The sequence below is a fragment of the Paraburkholderia sp. genome (genome assembly GCF_050742655.1).
Classification (GTDB): domain Bacteria; phylum Pseudomonadota; class Gammaproteobacteria; order Burkholderiales; family Burkholderiaceae; genus Paraburkholderia.
On record NZ_JBOIGG010000003.1, the window covers coordinates 128939 to 155556 of the forward strand.

23 protein-coding genes are annotated in these 26618 nt (G+C 64.6%); 4 read left to right on the forward strand and 19 right to left on the reverse strand.

The window, feature by feature from the left end; all coding sequences use genetic code 11:
* Positions 1-2: 2 nt before the first annotated feature.
* The 9 genes from ACREXZ_RS05745 to ACREXZ_RS05785 form a co-directional block, all read right to left on the reverse strand.
* Positions 3-1229 carry a glycosyltransferase family 4 protein gene (locus tag ACREXZ_RS05745; protein ID WP_431763079.1) on the reverse strand — a complete coding sequence of 409 codons (1227 nt, stop codon included), beginning with the start codon at positions 1227-1229 and terminating at the stop codon, positions 3-5.
* Positions 1230-2681, reverse strand: coding sequence for a glucose-6-phosphate isomerase (locus tag ACREXZ_RS05750; protein ID WP_431763080.1), 1452 nt, complete (start codon positions 2679-2681; stop codon positions 1230-1232). It abuts the gene before it with no gap.
* A gap of 3 nt (positions 2682-2684) precedes the next feature.
* Positions 2685-3827 (reverse strand): glycosyltransferase, encoded by a 1143-nt coding sequence (locus tag ACREXZ_RS05755; protein WP_431763081.1) that lies wholly within the window; start codon positions 3825-3827, stop codon positions 2685-2687.
* An 88-nt stretch (positions 3828-3915) separates the two neighbouring features.
* Entirely contained in the window at positions 3916-4845 is a 930-nt protein-coding gene (locus ACREXZ_RS05760) for a glycosyltransferase family 2 protein (RefSeq protein ID WP_431763082.1), read from the reverse strand.
* 46 nt (positions 4846-4891) lie between these two features.
* Positions 4892-7114, reverse strand: coding sequence for a polysaccharide biosynthesis tyrosine autokinase (locus tag ACREXZ_RS05765; protein ID WP_431763083.1), 2223 nt, complete (start codon positions 7112-7114; stop codon positions 4892-4894).
* A gap of 86 nt (positions 7115-7200) precedes the next feature.
* Complete coding sequence (locus ACREXZ_RS05770) at positions 7201-8388, reverse strand: polysaccharide biosynthesis/export family protein (protein WP_431763353.1); 1188 nt, start codon at positions 8386-8388, stop codon at positions 7201-7203.
* The gene (locus ACREXZ_RS05775) at positions 8382-8825 is read right to left on the reverse strand and encodes a low molecular weight phosphotyrosine protein phosphatase (RefSeq protein ID WP_431763084.1); all 444 of its coding nucleotides are present in this window, start codon (positions 8823-8825) and stop codon (positions 8382-8384) included. Before ACREXZ_RS05775 ends, ACREXZ_RS05770 begins: the two co-directional genes overlap by 7 nt.
* 22 nt (positions 8826-8847) lie before the next feature.
* Positions 8848-10272 carry a UDP-glucose dehydrogenase family protein gene (locus tag ACREXZ_RS05780; RefSeq protein WP_431763085.1) on the reverse strand — a complete coding sequence of 475 codons (1425 nt, stop codon included), beginning with the start codon at positions 10270-10272 and terminating at the stop codon, positions 8848-8850.
* A gap of 100 nt (positions 10273-10372) precedes the next feature.
* Positions 10373-11770, reverse strand: coding sequence for an undecaprenyl-phosphate glucose phosphotransferase (locus ACREXZ_RS05785; RefSeq protein ID WP_431763086.1), 1398 nt, complete (start codon positions 11768-11770; stop codon positions 10373-10375).
* Between the two features lie 512 nt (positions 11771-12282).
* Between ACREXZ_RS05785 and ACREXZ_RS05790 the strand changes: the two genes are divergently transcribed.
* Entirely contained in the window at positions 12283-13815 is a 1533-nt protein-coding gene (locus ACREXZ_RS05790) for a mannose-1-phosphate guanylyltransferase/mannose-6-phosphate isomerase (RefSeq protein ID WP_431763087.1), read from the forward strand.
* A gap of 73 nt (positions 13816-13888) precedes the next feature.
* Here ACREXZ_RS05790 and ACREXZ_RS05795 read toward each other — a convergent pair whose 3' ends face one another.
* Together ACREXZ_RS05795 and ACREXZ_RS05800 are read right to left on the reverse strand one after the other, a co-directional pair.
* Positions 13889-15058: a transposase gene (locus tag ACREXZ_RS05795; protein ID WP_431763088.1), complete on the reverse strand. Its 1170-nt coding sequence runs from the start codon at positions 15056-15058 to the stop codon at positions 13889-13891.
* Between the two features lie 598 nt (positions 15059-15656).
* Positions 15657-15953 carry a YciI-like protein gene (locus ACREXZ_RS05800; RefSeq protein ID WP_431763089.1) on the reverse strand — a complete coding sequence of 99 codons (297 nt, stop codon included), beginning with the start codon at positions 15951-15953 and terminating at the stop codon, positions 15657-15659.
* A gap of 252 nt (positions 15954-16205) precedes the next feature.
* Between ACREXZ_RS05800 and ACREXZ_RS05805 the strand changes: the two genes are divergently transcribed.
* The 3 genes from ACREXZ_RS05805 to ACREXZ_RS05815 all read left to right on the forward strand — a co-directional run bounded on the left by ACREXZ_RS05805 (position 16206) and on the right by ACREXZ_RS05815 (position 18260).
* Positions 16206-16505: a PsiF family protein gene (locus tag ACREXZ_RS05805; RefSeq protein WP_431763090.1), complete on the forward strand. Its 300-nt coding sequence runs from the start codon at positions 16206-16208 to the stop codon at positions 16503-16505.
* Between the two features lie 333 nt (positions 16506-16838).
* Positions 16839-17279 (forward strand): hypothetical protein, encoded by a 441-nt coding sequence (locus ACREXZ_RS05810; protein ID WP_431763091.1) that lies wholly within the window; start codon positions 16839-16841, stop codon positions 17277-17279.
* 393 nt (positions 17280-17672) lie between these two features.
* On the forward strand, positions 17673-18260 hold the full coding sequence (locus tag ACREXZ_RS05815; RefSeq protein ID WP_431763092.1) for a BPSL1445 family SYLF domain-containing lipoprotein: 588 nt from the start codon (positions 17673-17675) through the stop codon (positions 18258-18260).
* Between the two features lie 178 nt (positions 18261-18438).
* On the opposite strand, the gene ACREXZ_RS05820 is transcribed toward ACREXZ_RS05815, so the two are convergent.
* The 8 genes from ACREXZ_RS05820 to ACREXZ_RS05855 form a co-directional block, all read right to left on the reverse strand.
* Positions 18439-19509, reverse strand: coding sequence for a glycosyltransferase family 4 protein (locus ACREXZ_RS05820; RefSeq protein ID WP_431763093.1), 1071 nt, complete (start codon positions 19507-19509; stop codon positions 18439-18441).
* Positions 19510-19806: 297 nt separating this feature from the next.
* Positions 19807-20976 carry an AAA family ATPase gene (locus ACREXZ_RS05825; RefSeq protein WP_431763094.1) on the reverse strand — a complete coding sequence of 390 codons (1170 nt, stop codon included), beginning with the start codon at positions 20974-20976 and terminating at the stop codon, positions 19807-19809.
* Between the two features lie 49 nt (positions 20977-21025).
* Positions 21026-22435: an alpha,alpha-trehalose-phosphate synthase (UDP-forming) gene (gene otsA, locus ACREXZ_RS05830; protein WP_431763095.1), complete on the reverse strand. Its 1410-nt coding sequence runs from the start codon at positions 22433-22435 to the stop codon at positions 21026-21028.
* Between the two features lie 71 nt (positions 22436-22506).
* Positions 22507-23751: a mechanosensitive ion channel family protein gene (locus ACREXZ_RS05835; protein ID WP_431763096.1), complete on the reverse strand. Its 1245-nt coding sequence runs from the start codon at positions 23749-23751 to the stop codon at positions 22507-22509.
* Positions 23752-23940: 189 nt separating this feature from the next.
* Complete coding sequence (locus ACREXZ_RS05840; protein ID WP_431763097.1) at positions 23941-24297, reverse strand: Rap1a/Tai family immunity protein; 357 nt, start codon at positions 24295-24297, stop codon at positions 23941-23943.
* 90 nt (positions 24298-24387) lie between these two features.
* On the reverse strand, positions 24388-25119 hold the full coding sequence (locus ACREXZ_RS05845) for an ankyrin repeat domain-containing protein (protein WP_431763354.1): 732 nt from the start codon (positions 25117-25119) through the stop codon (positions 24388-24390).
* Positions 25120-25233: 114 nt separating this feature from the next.
* On the reverse strand, positions 25234-26019 hold the full coding sequence (locus tag ACREXZ_RS05850; protein ID WP_431763098.1) for a TatD family hydrolase: 786 nt from the start codon (positions 26017-26019) through the stop codon (positions 25234-25236).
* Positions 26020-26073: 54 nt separating this feature from the next.
* Positions 26074-26574 (reverse strand): N-acetyltransferase family protein, encoded by a 501-nt coding sequence (locus ACREXZ_RS05855; RefSeq protein WP_431763099.1) that lies wholly within the window; start codon positions 26572-26574, stop codon positions 26074-26076.
* Positions 26575-26618: the final 44 nt, after the last annotated feature.

Genomic DNA, 26618 nt, shown 5'->3' on the forward strand with positions numbered 1-26618 from the left:
CATCATTCGGCTCCTTTGTGGCCCGCGAGCACATTTGCCGCGAGCGGTTCGGCATCGGCCGTATCGGTGCTTCCTGCCGTGCGCCGGCGGTCTTTGCGCTGTCCGGCCAACTGGCGGTACAGCGCGATGTATTGCGCGGCCATCCGCGCCCAGCCGAAGCCGGTCGCGAGTTCGTGTGCGGCGATGCCCATCGCGCGGCGCGCATCGTCCGCGTCGGCGAGTCGCGCGATCGCTGCCGCAAGCGCGTGTGGGTCGTCCGGATCGTCGAGCACGATCCCGCATTCGGGTGTGATGATCTCGGCGCCGCCCGCCGTGCGAGCGGTGACGACCGGCAAGCCGGCGGCCATCGCTTCGAGCAGCGACAGGCTCATCGCTTCGTAGCGCGACGGAAACACGAACGCGTCGACGGAATGCATCAACACCGGCATTTCCTTCACGAGGCCAAGAAAATGCACGCGATCCGCGACACCGAGTGCACGCGCTTCGTCCGGATAAGGGCTGCCCGGCAGATAGCCAGCCACCGCGATATGCACGCGCGCCGGCAGATGGCGCAGCGCGTTGAGCACGGTGCCAAGGTTCTTGCGCGGCGTGCGCAGATCGCCGACGAACAGCAGCAGGAACGCATCGGCCGGCAGATCGAACTTCGCACGATCGCCATGCGCGGCGGCGAAGCCCTGCGTATCGACGCCGTTGTAGATCACGTCGAGCCGGTTGTCCGGCGTGAGCCCGATCGCGTCGATCTCGGTTGCCACCTTCTGCGACACGGCGGTGATCACGCGCGAGCGGCGGTACGCCCAGCCTTCGAGCCACGAGTTGACGCGTGTATAGACGGCCTGGTACGCGGACCACAGTCCCTTCGTCAGGCCGAACGGGTAATAGCGGCTCTTCAGCCAGCCGCTATGCACGAAGTGCGCAGTGTTGACGTCGGCGGCGGCCCACGTGATGAAGCCGTTCACGTGCAGCACGTCGTATTCGTCGCGATGACGCCGCAGCCACAGCGCGCTGCGCAGCGCGAATACCTGCTGGCGCAGCAGATTGGTCGGCCACCAGCGACCGATCTTCACGGGCACCCAGCGGACCAGCGGATGCGCGAGCAGATCCGGTGCAACGTGCGACGCGACGAGCGTCACGCCGATATTCTCGGCGAGCGCCGCGCACGCGATCTCGTGGTTGACGCGCCCCTGACCGTCGTTGTGCCGGACGACGTGCGTGACGATGGCGACTCTCAATCAGGTGCCTCCATGGAGTATGAGATTGCGTCTGCGGACGAGCTTCTGGTAGTGCGCCGCGGACAGGATCGAAAACGCGCTCATGAAGAGCAGCAGGCCGCCGGTACCGACGAGCGAATTGGTGAACACGAGCATCGCGAAGATCGCGATGCTGAGGCTCAGGCACGCCGACGCGAACTTGTCGTCGCGCAGCCGGAACGACGCGCGGATCGCGCGTGCAAGCAGCCACAGGATCCCCGACATGTACAGCAGCGTGCCGGGCCAGCCGAGCACGAACGGGATGTTCATCACGCCGCTGTCGAAGTTGCCGTATTTGCCGAGTTCGCCGCCGTCGTTCGACAGTTTCGTCGACGTGCCGGTCGCGCCGAGTCCTTCGCCGGACACGTCGGTGAACGCGGTCTTCGCGAACGACGCGTAGAACTCGTTGCGCGCCGCGTAGCTGGCGTCGTCGTTGAGGTTCGTGAGGCTCTGCAGCCGCGCCTGCATCCGGTCCGCGACCGGGCCGACCGCGAGCAGCGGTACCGACAGCCCCGCGAGCAGCACCGCGCTCGCGAGGATCCGGATACGGATGCGGTTGCTCGACTTCACGAGCTGGATCAGCAGCGCGATCACCCACCCACCCCACGTCGAACGCACGAGGCTCAGACAGAACGACAGGAAACCGAGCGCGCCAGCGATCCAGCGCACGCGATGCGTCGCCGCCATCACGTACACCATTGCGCCCATCATCGCGAACGCGAACGGTCCCGACGAGTTCATCGTGCTGAACACGCGCACGCCGTACGGCACCGGGTCGCCCTGCGAATTCATCTGCGAGCCGATCATCCACAGCGCGTCCCACTGCGGCATGATGAAAAACTGGATGAGGCCGTAGCCGCCCATCGCGAGCATGCCCCAGATGAACGTATTGACGATCGTGTCGCGGTACTCGGGGTACTGGCGGCTGTTCGCCATGATGTGAAAGCCGATCAGGATCGGATAGATCCAGTTCGCGAGGTCATAGGTCGCGGCGAGCGGTCCGCTCGCGACCACGCCGATCAGGAAGCCGTAAGTAAGGCCGAGCAGGATCAGCAGCACCGGCAGGCCGCGCCGTTGCGCGAGCACCGGGTAGTAGCGCAGCAACGACAGCGCGCTGATCATCGTCACCGCGAGCGGCGCGATCTGGATCAGGCTCGTCGGTGTGAAGCCGCCGCGCGTCCAGTCCGCGAGACGGCGCACTTCGGGACTCAGGAACCACAGCCACCACATGAAACCGATGTAGCGCACGGGGCTCTTGAAGTACAGCCACAGGCCCGTCAGGATCGCCAGCACCGGGAACGCGAGCGTGAGCACGGCGCCCTGATGCGCGACGATCAACGCGGCGGTGACGACCCACAGCAGCATCGGCGGCAGCCATTCCTGCGGGCTGCCGCTGGGTCGCGCCGCGCCGGCGGCTCGCATGAGCGTCGACATCGTCTACAGTCCTCCGCGGGCTTCGGTCGCCCCTTTGGTGGCAGCGGCTGCGGTTCTCGCACGTGTCGCCGGCTGCCGGCGCTGCAACAACTCCTGCGTGATCTGCACGTGCTGGCGCGCGAACTGCTGCGTCGTGAAGTCGCGCGACATCAGTTGCAATGACGCCGTCTGTGCCTGGCGCAACGCGTCGGCAGGATGCTTCGCAAGACGGTCGGCCGCGGCGCGTAGCGCGGCCGCGTCGAACGGCGGAATGTAGGCGGCGGCCTGCGGCGAGAAGTAATCCTCCAGCGTGCCGACCTGCGTGACGATCATCGGCTTGCCGACCGCGGCGGCCTCGAGCATCACGGTGATACCGGACGCGTGCGTGTTCGGCCGCAGCGGCACGACGACGACGTCCGCCCAGTCGTACAGTTCGTGTTGTTTGCGCAGCCCCGACGCGGGCGCGATCTCGACGTTCAGCGCGCGCAGCGACTTCGGGATGCGACGGCGCGTCGCGAGCCGCACCGCGAAACGCGGGTCGTTGCCGAATGCACCGATCAGCGTCTCCCAGTCGCGGTCGCGGTCGTTGCCGATCGCCGCGATTCGCAGCGGCGTATGCGGCTTCCACTCGGCCGGCGTCTGCACCGGGAAGTCCTGCGTGTTCAGTCCGTAGTAGACGTGAGTCGCATCGCGGCCGAAATACTGGCGAACCAGGTCGGCATTCTCGCTCGCTAGCGTCGTCAGCACGTCCGCGCGCGCGATCAGCTTGCGATACAGCCAGCGTCGCAGCGCGCCATAGTGCGGCCATTTGTCGAGTAGCCACACGCTTTGCGCGAGGAGCAGCGGCGGCGCCTTGCGCCGGCCCGCGAGCAGCAGCACGAGCGCGACCGACAGGTACTCCTGCTCGGTGTGCGTCCAGATCACGTCGGAGCGCAGGATTTCCGCGCGGTTGCGCAGCGTGTGAATCAGATCGAAGCCGAGCGTCGCTTTCAGCGCGCGGCGCAGCAGTCGCATCGGCGCGCGTTCGCGCGCGTCCTGCGAATAGGTCAACGCGAAATCGGCGGACTCGGCGTGGTGATAGCCGTACAGGCAGCCGATGTTCTCGCCTTTTCGGTAGTAGCGCGGATCGGCGCCGTAGAACAGGTGAACGTGAATGTTCGTCGTCATGCAGGGACTCCGGACCGTCAGTGCAGCGGTAAAGGGACGCGAGCGACACGTATCGACGGAACTGCGCGCTCGTCGATACGAGTCACCGTCACGGCGACGACAGTGCGCGCCGCGCTTCGTGCGCGCCGGTGCGCACCGCGCGCCAGCGCGACCATTGCGCGGGGCCGCGCTTCGACGTGAGCGCGAGCAACGCATGTGCGAAACCCGGATAAACGCGCGTGCCGACAAGTGCATACCACCACCACACGGCCTCGCGGCGTGCCGGCGGCAGCTGGTCGCGCAGGATCAGATGCAGGTTGTAGGCGGCGTTACGCACGGCGGCGAGCGTCTGCGCGTCGCGGCGATCGTCGTCGAAGCGTTCGGCCGGATAGTGGTCGACCGCAACGCGCGGGTCGTAGACGAGCTTCCAGCCGGCGTTCTTCACGCTCAGGCTGAACGCCATGTCGTTGTGCACCTGGGCGCCCGCGCCGCGCAGCCGCGAATCGAAGCGGATCGCGCCGATCGCGGCGCGTCGGTAGCTCATGTTGGCGCCTTTCAGCAGATCGACTTCGCGCGCTTCGCCGACGCCCAGATGATGGTTGCCGATGATCTTGCCCGACGGCGTCAGCTTGCCGACGAGCGAGCGCGAGCCGTCGAGGATGGCGCCTTTCTCGTGTACCCAGTCGCGGCCGCCGAGCGCGCCGAGCTGTGGGTCGAACGCGAATGCCGCGGCGATCCGTTGCAGCCAGTCGGGGTGCGGCGCGGCGTCGTCGTCGGTGATCGCGATCACGTCGCCGGTCGCGGTATCGAGCCCGCAGTTGAGCGCAGCCACCTGGCCGGGCTGCGTGACGGGTGCGACGCGCAGCGGCAGCGTGCCGGTCACCGACACATCGCGCAGGCAGGCATGGGTCGCGTCGTCGTCGGGCCGCGCGACCACGACGACTTCGTCGGGCGCGCGCAGTTGCCGTTGCAGCGCCGCGAGGCAGCGCGTGAGATCCGCGGGGCGGCGAAAGGTCGGAACCAGGACCGTCACTTTCATCGGATGTTCTCCAGGGCCAGGCATTGCGATAGAAGGACGTTGCGCATCACGTGCTCAGGTACTCCTGCACCGCCGCGTAGCTGCGGTCGTAGCCGCCGCGCGCACGCGCCGGCATCGCGTTGAAGATGCCGCCCTGCACGTGCACGCCGGCCACCTTCAGGCGCTTCAGCGCATCGCCGATCTCGCCTTCGTTATGCATGCCCGAGCGCATCACGAAGAACGTCGAGCCTGCGTAGCCGCCGATGATCGACGCATCGGTGACCGCGAGTACCGGCGGCGTATCGATCAGCACGACGTCGTAGCGCTTCGCGAGCCCTTCGAGGTATTGCGGCAGCCGCGGCGACATCAACAGCTCGGACGGGTTCGGCGGACGCCGGCCGCACGAGATGAAGTTCAGGCCCTCGACGTCGGTCGGACGGATCGCCTCTTCCAGCGAGATCTGCCCGGACAGCAATTCCGACAGGCCGTTTTCCTGCGGCCCGCCGATATGCCGTTCGAGCGCGCCGCGCCGCATGTCGCCGTCGATCATCAGCACGCGCTTGCCCGAATGCGCGAGCAGCACGCCGAGGTTGGCGGTCAGGAAGCTCTTGCCGACGCCTGGCATCGGGCCGGTCAGCACGATCACGCGGTTGCGCGCATCGAGCAGCGTGAACTGGATCGACGTGCGCAGGCTGCGCAGACTTTCGATGCAGACGTCCTTCGGCCGTGCCGTCGCAAGTATCACGCGCTGACGGTCGCCGCCGCGCTCGACCGCCTGTTCGAGCACAGCCTGCTGCGCGCTCATCGGCACGAGGCCGTACACCGGCAGATGGAATGCGCGTTCGATGTGTTCCGGATCGTCGATGCCCTTGAACATGTTCCGGCGCAGGAACACGAAGCCCGTGCCGACAATCAGCCCGAGGATCGTCGCCGCCGACACGATCAGCATCTTCTTCGGCTTGACCGGCGAACCGGGGCGCAGCGCAGCGTCGACGATGTGCACATTGCCGCCCGTCCCCGCCTTCTGCACCGACAGTTCCTGCACGCGGTTCAGCAGCAGCACGTAGATGTCTTCGGCGACCTTCGCGTCACGCTGCAGCTGCACGGCCTTCACTTCGGTCGCCGGCAGGTCGCGGAAGCGGTCGCTGTATTTCGTGCGCTGCGCTTCGAGTTCGGTGAGCTGTTCGCGCGCGGCCTTCAGCAACGGATGGTCTTCGCCGTAGCGCTGCTGGAGCCCGGCGATCTGCAGCCGCGTCGCGGAGATCTGCTGTTCGTACTGAACGCTGCCTTCGAGGTAGACCTTCGCTTCGTCGCTCGCGTTGATCGAGCCGGACTTGCTCTGGTACGCGGTAAGCGCGGCTTCCGCGCGTTCGAGATCGCTCTTCAGGCGCGGCTCCTCGCTCTTCAGGAAGTCGAGCATCTTGCTGGCGTCGGTCTGCTTCGTCGCGATGTGCTCGCGTAGGTACGACTGCGCGAGCGCGTTCGCGACCATCGCGGCGCGGGCCGGGTCACCGTTTTCGAGCGATATCTGGATCACGCCGGTTGCCTTGCCCTGCTCCGTTACCTGGATCGCCGACTGGAATGCGGTGATCGCATCGAGGTCGTTTGCACGCATCACGTTGAACTGCGTGCCGGGCCGCGCGACCAGCTTGTTCACGAGGATCGACACGCCGCCACCCTGCGCCTGCTGGCCGACCTCGCCCGTCAGCAGCACGGTACCGTTCGGTGCCTGCAACTGGTAGCGGTCGTTGCCGAGTGCGGTCATGGTCATCTTCTGGCCTTCGAGCGCCGGTGTGACTTCGACCGAATCGACGTCGGCCTCTTCGCCGCCCCATGCATACGAGCCGAGGCCGAACCACGGTCGCGCGGGCTGCCCCGGCGTCGCGAGGCGCGCGGCGAAACTGCCGATCAGCGGCAGCATCTTCGGCGATACCGAGAAATTCAGCTTGCACTGCTGGACCACCGGCGCCACGACGCCGCGGCTCTTGATGATTTCGATTTCCGCGTCGGTCGGCAGCGACGTCGAGCCGCTGGTGATCGCCGCGCCGGTCTGCGTCTGCGTAAGCGCCTGCGACGTGCTGTCGGACTGCTCGACGCGCACGTGTGCATCGGCGGAATAGACCGGCTTCGCGATGTAGCAGTAGAAGACGGCCATCGCGATGATGGTCGCGGCGATCGCGATCAGCCACCAGATGTCGTCGATGATGACCTGCAGCAGTTGACCGAGGACGACGTCTTCCTCTTCGGTCTTCGCCATCAGCGCGAGGTGCGGATTTGTTTGAGTGCTCATGATTCTGTCCCGTGTGGGTCGCCGCAGGCGCAGGCACCGGTCGGTGCGCGCGCCGTGCGGCGGTTCAGGGTCTAGCGTTTCAAGGTTTAGCGAGTCAACTGCTTCACGTAGAACATGGTTTCGATTGTCGGCAGCACCTGCTGCAGCACGCGGTTGAACGTCGCCGACGCTGCCGTGCCGACGTACACGACATCGAGCGGCTTCAGCTGGAACTGCGTGGACAGCATGATCGAGTCGGGCTGCGTCATGTCGAGCCGGTACACCTCGGGCTGCGTCGGCTTGTCCTTCATGCCGCGCATCACGTAGATCTGCCGCGGGTTCGCGTCGGTATCGAGAATGCCGCCTGCCTGCGCGAGCGCATCGGCGATCGTGAGGCGCCCCTTCAGCATGTTCATCGGCATCGGCGTCTTGACTTCGCCGAGCACGAACACGCGGCTGTCGGTGCGGTCCGGTACGTTGATGATGTCGCCACCCTGCAGCATGACGTTCTGCGAGGTGTCGCCGCGATCGAGCAGCCGGTTCGCGTCGAGCACGTACAGCTGGTTGTTGCGCGTGAGGCGCACGCGCTGCAGATCCGCATCGCCGGTCGTGCCGCCCGAGCGCGTGATCGCGTCGACGAGCGAGATCGGCACGTCGCTGATCGCGAGCGGCCCAGGCGTCTTCACTTCGCCGGTTACCTGCACTTTCTGTCCGCGGTACGACAGCACGCGCACGTCGACCTGCGGGTTCTTGATGTACGGCGTGAGGCCCGCGGCGAGTTGATCGCGCAGTTCGCCGACGGTTTTGCCCGCCGCGCGAATCCGGCCGACGAACGGGAAATAGATCGTGCCGTCGGACGCGACGGTCTGTCCGAATGGGTCAGCCTGGCCCGGCAGCGCGGTCGTGTACGGCTGCTGCATCACGCCGGCAACCGACTGCGTGGTGTTGCCGCCGGCGGACAGCGACGTGCCGTTCGGTGTCGTCAGTTCAGGGTGATCCCAGACGGTCACGCCAAGAATGTCCTGCGGCGAGATCCGGTACACGTAGTGCGACGGATCCGCGAAACGTGACTTCGGCAGCAGTTGCGGTGCCGCGGCAGCCTGCGCCTGCGAGAGCACGACATTCGCGTCGATCAGCGTTACCGGATAGGTTTCGGCGGGCGTCTGGCTCGGCGTTTCCTTCAGCCGCGATGTGTCGAGGTAATTGCCCGGCGCGGTCGCGCATGCCGACAGCAACGTCGTCAGCAGGGCCAGCAGCGTCGGTAAAGAAAGGAGCGAGAATTTACGCATCAGCATATTTTTTTTAGCCATCCCATGACCAGACGTTCGATGAAGACGAGGCTTTCGCGGTAATCGGATTCGTTGCAGCCGTGTGGGTCGGAGACGTCGGAGTCCTCCCACTTGCCGAGCGCGTGAACCTTGCCGCGCGCGGTCGGATCGAGCGTTTCGACGTCCTTGACCTGACGCCGCTCGGTGACGAGCACGAGATCGGCGCCGCGCACGATGCGCCGCGTGAGGCGCCGTGCGCGATGAAACCCGGCGGCGATGCCGCGCTCCGCGAGCAGGCGCTGCATCACCGGGTCGATGCTTTCGCCGTCGAACGCGCGCAGGCCCGCCGACTGGAACGCGATCGGCGCGGCGGAACTGTCCCGCTGACGGGCCTTGAACAGCGCCTCCGCGGCGGGCGACCGGCACACGTTCGCGTGGCAGACGATCAGGACATTGGCAAACATCGGCGATTCCTTGTACGGCCCGTTACAGCGCGGCCGTGGTGTGCGTGGACGGTGCGCGAGTTTCCTGGTGCAATGCACCCGCCGGCGTGGGTCGGCGACCGATCGCGTGATACTCGATGCCGAGTTCGGCGAGCGCATCCGGTTCGTACAGGTTGCGGCCGTCGAAAATCAGCGGGTTCTTCAGATGCCGTTTCAGTGCGTCGAAGTCGGGGCTCTTGAACACCTTCCATTCGGTGAGGATCACCAGTGCATCGGCGCCGTCCGCGACCTCCATCTCCTCGTTCGAGAACGTGAGACGTGCGTGCTGCTGCGGTGCGTGCTGCAGATCGAGCGAGAACACGCGCTTCGCTTCGTCGATCGCGACCGGGTCGTACGCCTTGACGGTGGCGCCGCGCGCGAGCAGCGCCGCGATCAGCGGACGGCTCGGCGCTTCACGCATGTCGTCGGTATTCGGTTTGAACGCGAGGCCCCAGACGCCGAACGTGCGGCCCGTCAGGTCGTCGCCGAGCCGCGCGACGATCTTGTGCGCGAGAATTTTCTTCTGCGTTTCGTTGACGGCCTCGACGGCCTGCAGGATGCGCAGCCCTTCGTCGTATTCGTCGGCCGTGCGGATCAGCGCCTGCACGTCCTTCGGAAAACACGAGCCACCGTAGCCGCAACCCGCGTACAGGAAGTCGTAGCCGATGCGCGGATCGGAGCCGATGCCGCGGCGCACCGCTTCGATGTCGGCGCCGACGCGATCGGCGAGATTCGCGAGCTCGTTCATGAACGAGATGCGCGTCGCGAGCATCGCGTTGGCCGCGTACTTGGTGAATTCGGCGGAGCGCACGTCCATGTACAGCGTGCGTTCGCGATTGCGGTTGAACGGCGCGTACACGCGCTTCATCACTTCGCGCGCCTTTTCGCCGGGCATGTCCTCATCGCAGCCGAGCACGATGCGGTCGGGACGCGTGAAGTCTTCGACGGCCGCGCCCTCCTTCAGGAACTCGGGATTCGACACGACCGAGAACAGATGTTGTTCTCCGCGCGCGGCAAGTTCTTCGGCGATCGCGGCATGCACACGCAGCGCGGTGCCGACCGGTACCGTCGACTTGTCGACGATCACCTTGAAGCCCTTCATGTGCCGGCCGATGTTGCGCGCGGCCGCGAGCACGTATTGCAGGTCGGCAGAACCGTCCTCGTCGGACGGCGTGCCGACCGCGATGAACTGGACGTCGCCATGCGCGACGGCAGCCTCGATGTCGGTCGAGAACTTGAGCCGGCCGGCCTTGCGGTTGCGCGCGATGATCTCCTGCAGACCCGGTTCGTGAATCGGAACGCCGCCGTTGTTCAGCACGTCGATCTTGCGCGGATCGACGTCGAGGCAGAACACATCGTTGCCGATGTCCGCCAGGCAGGCGCCCGTCACAAGTCCTACGTAGCCGCTACCGATGATCGTCAGGTTCATGAATTACACCTCGGAGATTGAACGTGTTCAAAACGAAAATGCCGGTACGCGACGCGCTGGACGCCGCGTACCCCGTGATCGATGCTGTCCGGCAAGCCGGTCAATAAGCGTTGCGACCGGCGAATCCCTTCCACAGCGTCAGCGCGACGATCTTGATGTCGAGCCAGAAGGTCCAGTGCTGCATGTAGTACAGATCGAGTTTCACGCGGCCCATCATCTTCTCGATGCGATCGGTTTCGCCGCGATAGCCGTTGATCTGCGCCCAGCCGGTGATACCCGGCTTGATCCGGTAGCGGTGCATGTAGCCCTTCACCAGATCCTTGTAGATGTCGTCGTGCTCGAGCGCATGCGGCCGCGGCCCGACCACCGACATCTCGCCCTTCAGCACGTTGATGAACTGCGGCAGCTCGTCGAGGCTCGTGCGTCGCAGGAACGCACCGACCGGCGTGATGCGCGGATCGTGGCGCGTCGCCTGGGTCACCTTGCCTGCCGTCTCCGCGTGAACCTTCATCGAGCGGAACTTGTAGATCTCGAACTGATGGCCGTCGATGCCCTTCCTCTTCTGCCGGAAGAACACGGGGCCCCGGGACGTCGTCTTCACCAGCAGCGCGATCACGAGCATCAGCGGTGCGAGCGCCGTCAACGCGCCGAGCGCGAACAGCCGGTCGAACACGCGCTTCGGCAACACCCGCAGATCGGTGATCGGCGACGCGGCGAGATTGATCGCGGGCACGCCGAGCAGGTCGACCATAGGCTGGCTGAACAGCGTCAGACTGCGCACATCCGGGATGAAGCGGATGTTCACGAAGTCGTTGCGAAGCTCCATCACGAAGCGATGAATCGTGCGCTCCTTCGAAATCGGCAGCGCGAGCCACAGTTCGCGGATCGCGCGGGTTCTCACGAGCCGGATCATTTCCGCGTAGTCGCGTTCCACCGGCACGCCTTCGATCGATTCGGCCGCGTCCGGGTCTTCGTGGTGGCTGCGCGGACTGTCCTCGTCGAACACCACGACCGGGCTGAAACCCGCCTCCGGCCGGCTGCGGATCTGCTCGATCAGAAACTTCCCGTACGGCGCGCCGCCGACGATCGCAACCGCCTTCTGGTTGAAACCTTCGCGGCGCAGGCCCTTCAACACCGTGTAGACGATCGCCTTCGTCGCGACCAGCAACACGACCGTTGCGAGCGCCCAGTAACCGAGCCACAGCCGCGACAGCAACTCCGCGCGATGCAGGCTGAAGCTCATCAGGATGCCGGTGCCTTCCACCATCACCCAGCCGCCCGTCACGCGCCACAGGAGGTCGTACAGCGGCTTGCCGCGCCACGACTGGTAGATACCCAGCGCCGGAAAGAACACGACGACCAGCAGGCAGTTGAACGCGAGCGTGACGCTCTGCATATCGTTCAGCCAGCCGAACTGTTCGCTATGGATCGCCGACGCGATCCACGCGCCTAGCGCCACCATGGCGATGTCGATGATTCTCGATAAAACGCTCAGCATGAGCCGCACCTCAGTTCGTCATTCAAGTTCCGTTACCTGTCTGCGTCGTACGGGAATCGTTGTCCGAATGAGTGAATACCCTTGTACAGGTATAAATAAAGCGGCATTAAAATTCGCGCTGCAAGGCCGCAAAATATCTCAAAATGTATCGGTAATCCTTGCTCCATTTTTGCTGAATTTTGTTCGGCAAGAGTTACCGTTTTCGGGTGCAAATGACGTGCCAGACGGGTATTTCACGTGTTTCGCATGTCGATCTGACGTATGAAATGGTGTGAGTTGCAAACGCTGCCACCCCTGATGGTGCGCTGCCGCAGATGTTGCAGAAAATTTCTGTGCTTTATTTGCTTTTTTATTTTCGTGTTTTTCGCATCGATTGAAATAAAAGCGTCGCGCGCTTACTCGTCCTCGCTATTTGCTTATTCCAGTCATTCGATAAAAATTCCCCGATATTTTATTGAATATTTACGACGTGATACAACTCGACGCATTGACCCAGCCTCGAGGAGTACACCATGACTGCTCCGGTTACGGCGCCCACCGCCGACACCCGGTTTTCGACCGCCGCGTCACAGAACGTCAAGCTGAAAGTGCATCCGGTGATTCTCGCCGGCGGCTCGGGCACCCGCCTGTGGCCGATGTCGCGCGAGCAATATCCGAAGCAGTTGATCGGTCTGCTCGGCGACGATTCGCTGCTTCAGTCCACCACGCACAGACTCGATGGCCTCGAAGCGGGCCACCCGCTCGCGGAGCGGCTCGTCGTCGTCAGCAACGAAGAACATCGCTTCACGACCGCCGAGCAATTGCGCACGAGCGGCAAGACGAGCCGGCTGATTCTCGAGCCGGTCGGCCGCGATACTGCGCCCGCGTTGACGGTGGCGGCGCTGTCGGTCGTCGCGGAAGACGGCGACGGCATCATGGTCGTGATGCCCGCGGATCACGCGGTAACCGACACCGCCGGTTTTCATGCGGCGGTCGCGGCAGGCGTGCAGTACGCGTCGAACGGACACATCGCGACGATGGGCATCGTGCCGACGCATGCGGAAACCGGCTACGGCTACATTCGCATCGGCGAGGCGCTTGAAGGAAATACGTCGGGCGTGTCGACTGTTGGTGCGCACCGGCTCGATCGCTTCGTCGAGAAGCCGCATCTCGAGCTCGCGCAGCGGTACGTTGCATCGAACGAATACTGGTGGAACAGCGGCATTTTCATCATGCGCGCGTCGACGTGGCTCGCCGCGATCGCCCACTTCCAGCCGGCAATTCACGAAGCGTGCAAGACCGCGTTCACTGGCGGCACGTCGGACGGCGACTTCTTCCGGCTGCAGCGCGACGCGTTCACTGCGTCGCCGTCGAATTCGATCGACTACGCGGTGATGGAGAAACTAGGCGGCGACACGTCGGTATGCACGGGCGTCGTCGTGCCGTTGCAGGCGGGTTGGTCGGACGTCGGCTCGTGGGACGCGATCTGGCAGATTCTGCCGAAAGACAGCAATGACAATGTGGGCCGCGGCCGCGTGATGTTCGAAGGCGCGGACTCGACGTTCGCGCATTCGGAAGGCCGGTTGATTGCGTGCGTCGGTACGCGCGACCTGGTGGTCGTCGAAACCGACGACGCGGTGCTCGTCGCGGACAAGGCGCACGTGCAGGACGTGAAGAAGATCGTCAGCCGGATCCGCAGTGAAGCGGGTTCCGAAGCGGTGAACCATCGCAAGGTCCACCGCCCCTGGGGCCACTACGATTCCGTCGACACGGGCGAACGCTTTCAGGTGAAACGCATCGTCGTGAAGCCGGGTGCGCGCCTGTCGCTGCAGATGCATCACCACCGCGCCGAACACTGGATCGTCGTGCGCGGCACGGCGCTCGTCACGCGCGGTGAAGAGCGCTTCATCGTCTCCGAAAACGAATCGGCCTACATCCCGCTCGGCGTCACTCATCGACTCGAGAATCCCGGCAAGATGCCGCTTGAAATCATCGAGGTGCAGTCCGGCTCGTATCTGGGCGAAGACGACATCGTGCGCTTCGAAGATACCTACGGACGGCAATGAGCCAGGTGCTGCTGCGGTAGTTTCTTCAGGACCTGCGGCGGCGTCTCCTGCCGTCCGCGGGATGCTGCTGTGCTCATCCCGCGTGGGAGACGAGTTCTGGGGCCTTCGGGAATCGATCGGCCGCGTTGTCTGCTGCGTCTTCGGTGATGGTCGTTGCGTTGGTCGGGTAGCGGCGCAGCGCGACCCTGCATGCGTTCGTGTACGCAGCGACGTGGGCGTTGGCCGGATGATTGACGACTTCCGGCACGGTGCGCACCGCAGGCAGCGTACGCGGAGCGTGCTGCACCGACGGCAATGAAGTGCGTTCGTCGTTTGCCGGTTCCATGCCTGTTACCGACTCCAGTGGCACGGCCGGCATCGCGGTGAGCGCGCCGTTCGCGTTCATGGCGTCCGCCACCGCTTCAGCTGCGCCCGGTACCGCGGCGAGCGTGTCGCAATGACGTTCGATCCAGTCGCCTGCCCACTCCAGCGCGAACTCGCGTGCCGCGTCGGCCTGCATGAAGCGCGGACCGATCAGCCCGGAACGTTCGACGCGGTGACCATCCTTCATGATCTCGGCCCATGCGCGGAACATCGCGTTCGGTACCTGCTCGACGGCGACATAGATCACATAGCCGCGCTGATCGGCGATCTGCATGCCGCGCGACGACATGTTCATCCATACCGGACGGTGCTCGCAATCGATTGCGCGCGAGCTCCCAATATGAGCACGATCTTCGCGCAGCTCTTCATCGGCCGATTCGTCCGCGGTATCGCCGGACAACTGCCGTGTGATATCGGCGATCGGGTCGAGCGAACGCCACACGTGCGCGCGATGCGCGACCGCTGACGTCGTCTGCCACGACTCGGGACTCTTCCAGAACACGCCGCGCATGCCGTCGTCGCGCTGTGCCGGTGTATGCGGCTGCGCCTCGGTGGCAGGCTTCGGGGTGGACACGGGAGCGCCCGGCTCGGGGACGTACGCGAAGGTACGGCCGCCCTGCGATAACAGGCGGACCATTTCGGTCAACGTACCGTTTTGCTGCCACTCTTCGAAGCGGCGCCGGCAGGTCGGCCCGGACGGATAACGGCCCGGTAGCTTCGACCAGGGTTCGCCGGTTGTGAGGATCCAGAGGACCGCATTCGCCACGATGCGCGGTTCGGCTCGGGGTCGACCCCGTCTGTTCAGACGGACGGCCGGCTCATCGGAAACGAGCGCGGAAAGCTGCACCCATTCGTCATTGCTTAGCTCATCGAAAAACATGCGTTTCTCCACGCAGCCTGGCCTGGCCGCGGCGAGGGGCAGTCGCGAATATCGATGCTGTCTGTATTCACGTAATGCCCCAGGTTGCACAATATGCTTATACGTTCTGGCCAGTTTGCGAAAATCAGCACAGCGTTAGTGCGGACTTTCCCAACGACGAAGCACAAAACGTGGTCTCACTCGTGCATGGGAGAATTTGTGCACGAAGCATACCACCACCAGGGTTTGCATGAATATGACAGAGACAAGTGTTACTGAAAGAAACAAACTTGTCCGTTTCACTGCGTTGCGCGGCGTTGATTAACGCGCGGCGATAGCAGCGAATCTGTCAGTTGAGGCGCCTGGAACGGCGGTTTTGCGGTGCATCTGATCTGCAACGGCCCGAATCCGGCGAGATTGCCGTTGGGCCGGTACAACGGTACTTATTAATGACTTCAGCAGTGTGTCCAACTGCGTTTTTCACACGCGCGACATGATCGTCTGGATGACTTCTTGTCGCATGCGGGTTGCATCATCGTTTGGATTCCTTGCGATTTCTGCGGGTGCATGTGTCGCGAAAAGTATAGGCGTTCCTGGGCGTTCTGTTAGTGGTGCGTAGTCAGCGTACCGGCGTCGCGGCCTCTTCTCCGACTACCGTCGTCCATGCACGCACGTGCCATCGCTTGACGAGTCCGGCACGGACATACGGATCGGCGTTCGCGAAGGCTTCCGCGACGGCGGGCGAGTCGCCGCTAAAGAGCAGCACCGCGCCGTCGACGGGATCGGCCAGCGCGCCGGCCAGCACGATCTCGCCGCGCGCCTCTGCTTCCCACGCGAGCTTCAGATGCTCCGCGCGATAGGTGCCGCGACGCTCGAGGTAGTCGTCAGCGAGTTCGTAGAACATCAGGTAGTGCATCGTCGGGTCTCCATGATCGGGGAGCGGCGCGACGTGGCCTATCCATTCCGCGCTACCGCTACAGGTTCGTCCCAGTGTAGACCGCGCCGGCGTAGGACGGGGAATACCCTGCCAGGCGCAGTGTCAACCAAACCAACTATTTAGCCGTTCTGGCAGACAGCTTTGCCATAATGGTCGTCGCGATGGGCTTGGGTTGCCCGACACGCCGGTCGCAACGACTACCAATAATTCTCAACACCGTGGGAGTGTCAAATGAAAATCCAATCCGCAATCGCTGCCCTCGTGCTCGGCGGTCTTCTGACCAGCGCGCCCGTCTTTGCCCAAAACACCCAGCAATCGAAGATGGCCACCTGCAACACCCAGGCGACCGGCAAGAAAGGCGACGACCGCAAGGCGTTCATGAAGAGCTGCCTGTCCGCATCCCCCGCTGCCGCAGCGTCCGGCCCGATGAGCCAGCAGGACAAGATGAAGATGTGCAACACCCAGGCGACCGGCAAGAAAGGCGACGACCGTAAGGCGTTCATGAAGACCTGCCTTAGCAACAAGGGCTGATTGCGGTTGCTCGAGACTTGAGACCAGGGCTTGAGATCAGTGCTCGAGACGGGCCCGCATGGCGGTGCGATTGCATCGTTATGCGGGCCCGTGTTTCGTCAGGAGTGGTCCGCTTCGCCACGGCGCCGGTTGCGTCGTGCACACCCGGCCGCTACCGGCACGATCCAGCCCGCATCGGCCTCGCCGCTTCTCGCGCCGCCGCCGTACCGGCCTGCCCGCCCCGGCTGGTTTTCTTCTATGATGGCTGCGGAGACGGCCCACCCCACATAAAACAATGCGCCATCGGGCCGCCGTCTTGTCGTTGATGCCAAAGCGCATTGAACGGAGGCAAGAATGGCATGGAGACAAAACCGCTGGTTCAGGCGATGGCTCATCGTCATCGTGTTCTGGGCGGTGCCGGTGTTGATCGTCGCGGTCCGCGAGATCCACGAAGAGATGAGCTATAACACCGTCGATCTCGAGAACGCGCTCACCACCTGGGAGTTCACCGATGCGCAGCGCGCCGCGGGCGCCCCCGCGCGTTGTCACGGCAAGCCGGACGACGCGCGCGCGGCCGGCTGTCCCGCCGACGTCCTCGCCGCGAACGCGCCGCGTCAGCAGGACGCGATCAATGAATATTCCGTCCGCCGCAGCACCCTCGCCGGCTACCTGTGGCACGCGTTCGTCGGCTACTGGGTAGTGCCGGCCGCGGTGCTGTTCGGCATCGGCCTTGTGATCGCCGGCATTCGCCGCGCACTGCGCCGGCCGCCGGTCAAGAGCGGTGCGCCGCATTGAGCGTGCGCCCTTGGGAGCGCTTTCAGGAGATCGGCCGCGCTTTTTTAGCCTTGATACAACGCTTTCAGGATTGTTTCAATTGGAGTGAGCAAGTCGTTTTCCCGGTAAAAACACCCGGTTTTGAGCGGTTTCGCAGCGGGTCAGACGCGGTGCTGAAAGCGGGTCGACTGACCACAAAATTGCGCACGACCGTTAGTTCTGTCACGGTTTTACGCCTCCCCGAAATCGGTCAAAGTTACGTCGTGCAATCTTTCTATCAGCCGCAAACGCCCGCCACATAAGGCTTTTCGCGATACGGGGCAGCGCGCTCTTTCTGCCTTCGTGTGTTATAACTAATGGATCAACCCGTCAAATCAGATCAGGTTGCCCTGGAACCACGATGGAGAAAAAACGATGCAAAGACGAAACTTCATTCTGAAGACGACCACCGCACTTGCTTTCGGAGGCCTTGCACTCGCGGGCTGTACCACGACGACCGGCGACCAGTCGTCGCCGTCCACTGACGCGTCGAAGCGGCAATCGATCAACGCCAGCGTCGACGGCACGATTTCCCGCCTCTACTCGACCATTCCGGGCTCCCGCGAACTGGTGTCGAAGGCGCGTGGCGTCCTCGTGTTCCCGTCCGTCATCCAGGCAGGCCTGATCGTTGGCGGGCAGTACGGCGAAGGCTCGCTGCGGGTCGGCGGCGGCACGGTCGGCTATTACAGCACCGCGTCGGGCTCGTTCGGCCTGCAGGCCGGCGCGCAGTCGAAGGCGATCATCTTCCTGTTCATGACGCAGGATGCGCTCGACAAATTCCGCAATTCAGATGGCTGGGCGGTCGGTGGCGACGCGTCGGTGGCGCTCGTGAAGATGGGCGCGAACGGCGCGATCGACAGCAACACCGCGACGGCTCCCGTCGAAGTGTTCGTGATGACGAACGCCGGCCTGATGGGCGACCTGTCGCTCGCGGGCACGAAGGTGTCGCGCCTGAAGATCTGACGCGGCGCCCGCTCCGGCGGCGGGCTGCCGGCATGCCCATGCGGATGGCGTGATCGCCCGTATGCCGGCGCGCACGAAGTCTCGCTGGAGATGGAAAGCAAAACGGCGCTGCCCGAGAAGGCAACGCCGTTTTTTCATGCCGGCCGGGAGCGGGTTCCCCGCTCCGCGCACATCGCGATTACGAGTTCGACGACGTATCGATCACCTTGAACCGCGAGCGCTTCTGCGCGCGAATCACCGACTGATAAGCCTCGACGTATTGCTGTGCCATCCGGTGCGACGTGAAGCGTTCCTCGAAGCGCTTCCGCACGCCATCGCGCGGCAGTTTGTTCAACCGGTTCACCGCGGCCACCGCGCCGATTTCGTCTTCGACGATAAACCCCGACACGCCGTCGTCGAGTACCTCCGGCACCGACCCGCGATTGAACGCGATCACCGGCGTGCCGCACGCCATCGATTCGATCATCACGAGGCCGAACGGCTCCGGCCAGTCGATCGGAAACAGCAGCGCATGCGCGCCCGACAGGAACGCGGCCTTCTGGTCGTCCGCGATCTCGCCGATGTACTCGACATACGGCAGGCTCAGCAATGGCTTGATGTCGCGCTCGAAGTACTCGCGGTCGGCGGCGTCGACCTTCGCGGCGATGCGGATCGGCATCCCGCAGCGGCCCGCGATGCGGATCGCGGTATCGACGCGCTTTTCCGGCGAGATCCGGCCGAGGAACGCGAGGTACTTCTGCTCGACCGGCTGCGGTGTGTACAGCGTCTCGGGTAGCCCGTGATAGACGGTCGTGAGCCACTTCGCCTGCGGCAGCGGATGGCGCTGCGCATTCGAGATCGAGATCACCGGCGCAGTGTTGAACGTGTCGAACACGGGCTGCTGTTCGGGCAGATCGAGCCGGCCATGCAGCGTCGTCACGAACGGTGTGTCCTGGCGCTTGAACACCGAAAACGAGTAGTAGTCCATGTGGAAATGCAGCACGTCGAACTCGTCGGCGCGGCGGCGCACGAGTTCCATCAGCAGCATGTGCGGCGCGACGCGGTCGCGAATGCCCGGATCGAGCCGCAGCGCACGCGGCCAGACGGCTTCGAGCTTCGCGCTGGTAACCGAGTCGCCACTCGCGAACAGCGTCACGTCGTGGCCGAGTTCGACGAGCGCTTCGGTGATGTAGGACACGACGCGTTCGGTCCCGCCATAGAGCTTCGGCGGCACCGATTCGGTCAGCGGGGCGATCTGGGCAATTCTCATTGGGCGTCTCCATGAATCCGGCGTCGCGGCCCGTGCGGCGCGGCTATAAATCGGGCAGCCGCACCATCGGACCGTCGCTTCGGCCGTCTGCTGACAGCGGCGTATGGCGCACGAGTATGACAGCGCCGCGACGGCCGGGCAATGCGGCTATACCACATCGGCAGAGGCGGCCAGCGCCGTATGCGACGCGACGGTATGAAGCGATTATTCTCGAACGCCCGTGAAAAAGCCCGGTCGATTGCATTTCCTGTGTGCTGTTACAGACAGGAAACATTCGCGTTCGCAGCAGGATCGCACTCAACGCGACGGCCATTTCCACGGCGGCATGTCGAAGTCGTCGGCATCGGCGATACGGGTTTCGCCGAAGTGTTTTTCGAGCACGATCGGCTGGCCGCCCGCTTCGCGCTCGAGCGCCGCGATGAGCCGCGTTGCATGCGACACGACCAGTAACTGCGAGTATTGCGACGCCTGCGCGATCAGCCGCGCGAGCGCCGGCAGCAGGTCCGGATGCAGACTCGTCTCCGGTTCGTTCAGCACCAGCAGTTGCGGTGGCCGCGGCGTCAGCAGCGCGGCGATTAGCAGCAGGTAGCGCAGCGTGCCATCGGACAGCTCCGCGCCGGAGAGCGGACGCAGTAGTCCGTGCTGATGCATTGTCACTTCGAAGCGGCCGCTGTGATTGACGATCTCGATGCGCGATCCGGGAAACGCATCGTCGATGGCAGCATCCAGCGCGGCCACATCGCCGATTTCGCGAATCGTCTGCAGCGCGGCAGCAAGATCGGTGCCGTCGTCACTGAGCACGGGTGTGTGCGTGCCGATCTGCGGCAACCGCACGGGCGCCTCCGCATCGGTGCGAAAGTGATCGTAGAAACGCCACGAGCGGATCTGCTCGCGCACCGCGATCATCTCCGGCGCGCTTCGCGGATCGGAGAACTCGGTCATCATGCTGTCGAAACTCGCGACGGGCTGCGCCACGGTCTGCCATTCGCCTTCCACGTCGCGGGCGCGCAGGACCGCGCCCTGCCGGTCCACCAGCAGCGCGGACGGGCGCAGCACCGGCCCGCTCCAGATGGATTCGCGCTTGATCACCGGGTCGAGCAAAAACTCCGATGTACCGGGTTTCACGATCGGCAGCCCGAGATCGATCGCATAGCCGAAGGAGTCACCGGCAAAGCCGAGCCGGACGCTCACGGGTTCGCTGCGGCGCGTGCTCTGCACCGGCTGCGCGCCGGTCAGCATCGCGCTGGAGAAGCGCTCGGGGCCGGCCCATAGCGTGGACTGCAGACCGCCCTCGCGCGCCAGCGACGGAATCACGCCGCCGCGCGCAGTCATCGCGAGCAGCCGCAGCGCGCGATACACGCTCGACTTGCCGCTGCCGTTTGGCCCGGTCACGATGTTGAGCTTGCCGAGCGGCACGATCAGATCGCGCAGCGAGCGGTAGCCGGCGATGGCGAGCGTCGTCAGCATGAGCACCCCTCGATCGCGAACATGAACGTGCGCGCGATCCCGGGCATCATCAACGCCCTCTGCGATCGGCGGCAACACCCGCGGGCACGCTGCGCAGATCGCGCAGGAACGAGTCGCGCCATTTGCCAAGATCGTTCTCGCGCAGCGCGTCCATGTTGATCCGGTAGCGCCGCTGACGTTCGGCAAGCGGCATCGACAACGCGATCTGCAGTGCTTCGCACGTGCCGAGCGCGTCGTGCGGATTGACGAGCAGCGAACCGGTCAATTCGGCGGCGGCACCTGCGAAGATCGACAGTACGAGCACGCCCGGATCGTCCGGATTCTGTGCGGCGACGTATTCCTTCGCGACCAGGTTCATGCCGTCGTGCAGCGGCGTCACGAAGCCGATCTGCGATTCGCGGAATAGCGACATCAATTTCCAGCGATCGTAGCGCTGGTTCAGGTAGCGGATCGGCGTGTAGTCGAGCCCTGAGTAACGACCGTTGATCCGCCCCGCCTCGCCTTCGAGCTCCTGGCGGATCTGCTGATACGTCTCGACGTCGGAGCGCGTCGGCGGCGCAATCTGTACGAGCGTTACGTTGCCGCGCCACTCCGGCGAGCGCTCCAGCAACTGTTCGAACGCGCGGAACCGTTCGACGAGCCCCTTCGAATAGTCGAGCCGGTCGACGCTCATGATCAGCTTGCGCCCCTCGAGGCTCTGCTTCAGGTCGAGCACGTGTTGACGGCTTTCATAGCGCTGCGCCTGTTCGGCGATTTCGTCGGGGAATATGCCGATCCGGTACACGCCGGTGCGCAGCGTGCGGCCAAATGCATCGACGTGCCCGTCGGGCGACACCGTGCCGCGGCCGTAGCGCGTCACGTAATCGTGAAACGCGAGCTGGTCGGTGGCGGTCTGGAAACCCAGCAGATCGAAGCAGCACAGCGACTTCACGAGTTCCTCGTGCGGCGGAATGCTGAACAGGATCTGCGGCGCCGGAAACGGGATGTGCAGGAAAAAACCGATGCGGTTGGTCACGCCTTCCGAGCGCAGCGCTTCGGCGAACGGAATCAGGTGATAGTCGTGGACCCAGATGATGTCGTCGGGTTCGAGCAGCTTGATCAGCTTGTGCGCGAGCCATGCGTTGACGCGCCGGTAGCCCGCGTATTCGTCGCGCTCGTAGCGCGCGAGGTCGTTGCGATAGTGGAAGACCGGCCACAGCGTCGCGTTCGAGAAGCCGCGGTAGTACTGGTCGTAGTCCTTGCGTGTGAGGCCGATCGTCGCGAACGTCACGCGGCCGTCCTGTTCGAGCGTCGGGCCTGCATGCGCGACCGTTTCGCTGACCACGTCGCCGCTCCAGCCGAACCATACGCCGCCCGTGTCTTTCAGCGCACCGAATACGCCGACCGCCAGGCCGCCTGCGGACCCTTTGGTTTCAGTCGGCGTGGCGACGCGGTTCGATACGACGATCAGTCGGCCCATGGACGCTCTCCTGCGGATTCGTTCGATGCGGTGCGCCGCGGGTGGCGCCTGTCACTTCGAGTCTGTTCCAGTCAGTTCGACCGTCCGCCCGCAGGATCGGTTGCACCGCCGGTCGTGCGCTCAGTTGTTCGATCCGTTGCCGCACGCGGTCCGCCCCGGCTTGCGACCGGATCGGCTGCCGTATGCGCCGCCGTGCTCGACGCGGGCGCGTGCGAAGGCAGCCAGTCGAGCGTGCCCGGTACGTTCTCCAGTTCCGCCGACACCTCGGCGCGCGCCCGCGGCAGATACTGCGGATAGTGCGTCTGCACGAACGTCAGCAGCCCTTCGCGCACGCGACAGCGCAGATCCCAGTTCAGCCCCGAATCCGCCGAGCTGACGAGCACCCGCAGTTGCAGCGCGCGATCGGTCGCGTCGGTGACCTGCAGCACCTGCACGCGGCGGTCCCATTCGGGCGCCGCTTCGACGAGGCGTCCGAGTTCTTCGCGCAGCGGCGCGAGCGGCATCCGGTAGTCGACGTACAGGAACACCGTGCCGATGATCTGCGAATCGTTGCGGGTCCAGTTCGCGAACGGGTTTTCGATGAACCACTGCAGCGGCACGATCAGCCGGCGCAAGTCCCACAGACGCACCGACACGTACGTGCCGGTGATCTCCTCGATGCGCCCCCACTCGCCCTGGATGACGACGACGTCGTCGAGACGAATGGGCTGCGACAGCGCGATCTGCAGCCCGGCGATCAGATTGCCGAGCACCGGCCGCGCGGCAATACCGGCGACCAGACCGGCAACGCCCGCCGACGCCAGCAGGCTTGCGCCGATCTGCCGGACGTTCGGAAACGTCATCAGCGCACCGCCGATCCCGACGATCACGATGACGACCATCACCGAGCGCGCAAGCACGCGCGCCTGCGTGTGGATTCGACGGGCCTGCAGGTTGTCGGCGGTATCGAGCGGATGGGCCTGGATAATCGCCTCGCCGATCGCCGCAGCCGAGCGCACCGACAGCCACGTCAGCACGCCGATCAGCGCGATCGCTGCGACGTCGCGCAGCGGACCGATCACGGGCAGCGCGTCGGGCGCTTCCCACCAGATGAACTCGAGCCCGAGGATCGCCAGCACCGCGAGTGCAGGTTGATTGATGTAGCGCAGGATCACCGTCATCAGCGGATACGGCCGCGCGATGCGCATCAGAATGCGCGCGCCGACGCGGTGCAGCGCGACGGCGAATGCAAGTACCAGCACGGACACGACGATCGCACCGGGCCACGTATGGAGCGGCGCGTCGGCGATGCGGGCGAGGTCGTCGGTGGTCAGCATGACAGGCGTTTTCTTCGTGAATGGCAAGGAAACGAGGCGGCCCGCGACGGGCGGGAATGGTGCTACGCGGGGACGACGGCAACGGTGATTCGATACGCCGTGGCACATCGGCGAGCCCGATGCGACGTGCCCGAAACCAGTGATCGGGCACATCGCGCAGCCCGCGTGCGCCGGCCGGTCAGACCGCGGTCAGCCGCCCGTCCTGCACGGGAACGCCTTGCCGAGGCCGAGCGAAATCGCAGTGCTCGCGTTGTAGCCGGCGACGTTCGGATTCTCCGCGATGTAGCGGCGCACCGCATCGGTCAGCTGTTGCGAGCGGGCCTCGGGCGGCAGGCAGAAGTACTGTCCGACGCGCGGCCCCGTCGTTCCGCCGATCGCATCGATCGTATTGAAGACACCGTCGGCCGCGCCTTCGATGTAGGCCGCGCACGCGCTTCGCGACGCCACGTCGGTCTTCGTGCACAGCTTGTTGAGGTCGCTCGCGGTAAACGCGGCTGCCGACAATGGGATGGCCAGCGCGCTCGCGCAAATCAAAACCCGCAGCATGGTGTTCCTTTCATGTGAGCAAGCGGTTGTCGGGCGGTCTCGTGCCGCGTCCGGCCGCGCGGCCGGCTGGACACCGGCGCGCTGCACCCGTTATTTTGCACTGTTTTGCGGGGCCGCCGGTGCCTGGTTCTGCATTTGCTGGAGGCGTGCGGTGAGCCCTGCGACAACGTCCGGCGCCTTGTAGTGCTTCGCGAAATCGAGCGCCGTAAGACCGATCTGACTCTTCACCGTGAGGTCGGCGCCGTTGTCGAGCAAGAGCTTTACCGTCGACACGTGGTTACCGCGCGCGGCCATCATCAGCGGCGTCGTGCCGTTTGGAGAACCAGCGTCGACATAGGCCGAATGGTCGAGCAGCACCTTCACGATGTCGTCGTTGCCGTTCGAGGCCGCATAGTGCAGCGGCGCCCAGCCCTTCTTGTTGACTTCGGCGTCCTTCGAGATCAGCAGGTTGACCAGTTCGAGGTCGTCGTTCAGCGCGGCCAGCATCATCGCGTTTTCGCCGGCCTTGTCCTGGATCTCGATGTCGGCCTTCGGATTGGCGATCAGCGCCGCCGCGACCTTGTCGGATTTTTCGCGGGCGGCGAGCACGAGCAGCGGCATACCCTGATCGTCGGTCATGTTCGGGTTCATGCCGTTCGCCAGTTGCTTGTTCACTTCCTTCACGTCGTCGAACTTCACGGCTTTGATCATCGTGTCCGCAGGCGCAGCGTGCGCCGGCAGCGCGCCGAGCGCCGCGCACGCGAGACCACCGGCGAGCGCGAGGTGGACGGTACGTGCCGCGAATCGACCCAGGCGGCCCAGGCGGCCCGACGCGGAAAGCATGGAGATTGAAAGCATCGGAACGGGATGGGACGTTGACATCTGGCTGGAATAGTTTCGCATATTTTACTTTAGGTTTATTCCCTATCCTGTTGAATATTAAATAATAAAAATCCGCTAACCGGGTTGCGGAATCTTGAAGAGCCGGAAGAAATTCCGCGTCGTCGCGGCGCCGAGGTCCGCTTCCGGCATCTCGCGCTGCTGCGCGATGAAGCGTCCGACATGGCTAACGTACGCAGGTTCATTCGGCTTGCCGCGATACGGCACCGGTGCGAGGTACGGCGAGTCGGTTTCGATCAGCAGCCGGTCGAGCGGCACGCGGCGCGCGACGTCCTGCACATCGGTCGCGCTCTTGAACGTGACGATGCCCGACAGCGAGATGTGGAAGTTCTGCGCGAGCGCCCGCTCGGCCACCGGCCACGCCTCCGTGAAGCAGTGCATCACGCCGCCCGGCACGCTCGCGTGCTCCTCGTCCATGATCCGCAGCGTGTCGTCCGCCGACGCGCGCGTATGGACGATCAGCGGCTTGCCGGTCGCGTGGGCGGCGCGGATGTGCGTGCGAAAGCGTTCGCGCTGCCATTCCATGTCGGCGATCGAGCGGCCTTCTAGCCGGTAGTAGTCGAGCCCGGTCTCGCCGATCGCGACGACCTTCGGATGTTGCGCCAGCTCGACCAGCTCCGCGACGTCCGGTTCGCGCGCGTCCTCGTGGTCCGGATGCACGCCGACCGACGCGTACACGTTCTCGTACGTCCGCGCGATGTCGAGCACCGACGGCAGCGTCTCGAGATCCACTGACACGCACAGCGCGTGCGTGACCGCGTGGCTGCGCATGTTGTCGAGCACCTGCGGCAGGCGCTCGGCGAGTCCTTCGAAGTTGATGTGGCAGTGCGAGTCGACGAACATGATGGTGTCCTGCGGTGAACCGGATGGGCAATAGTCTGAAAGCAGTGGCCAGGATCAGGCCGGGAGGCGTCGCCCGAGGATCACGAGATCGCGTTCCACGCCGTCCAGCACGGCGACGCGCGGCAGCGTGCCCCACACGTCGAAGCCGAAGCCGCGGAACAGGCGCAGGCTCGGTTCATTGTGGCCGAAGATGAAGCCTAGCACCGTGTCGATGCCAAGCCTGGGCGCGGCTGCCAGCGATTCAGCGAGCAACTGCCGTCCAAGCCCTTTACCGCGTGCAGCCTCGTCCAGATAGATGCTGACCTCGGCGGTGCGCCGGTACGCCGGACGGCCGTAGAAATCCGAGAAGCTCAGCCATGCGATCACCGCCCCGTCCTGCTCGACGACCCACAGCGGCCGCGTGTCCGGGCCATGCTCGTGAAACCACTCGATGCGGCTGTCGACGCTCACCGGTTCGAGATCGGCGGTCACGCTGCGCGACGGCACCGTGGAGTTGTAGATGGCGACGATCGCGGGCAGGTCGTCGAGGGTCGCGTCGCGGTAGGAAAAGCTCATGGTCGCAGATGAAGTCAATGAAAGAGATATTCCATCACGGCCTG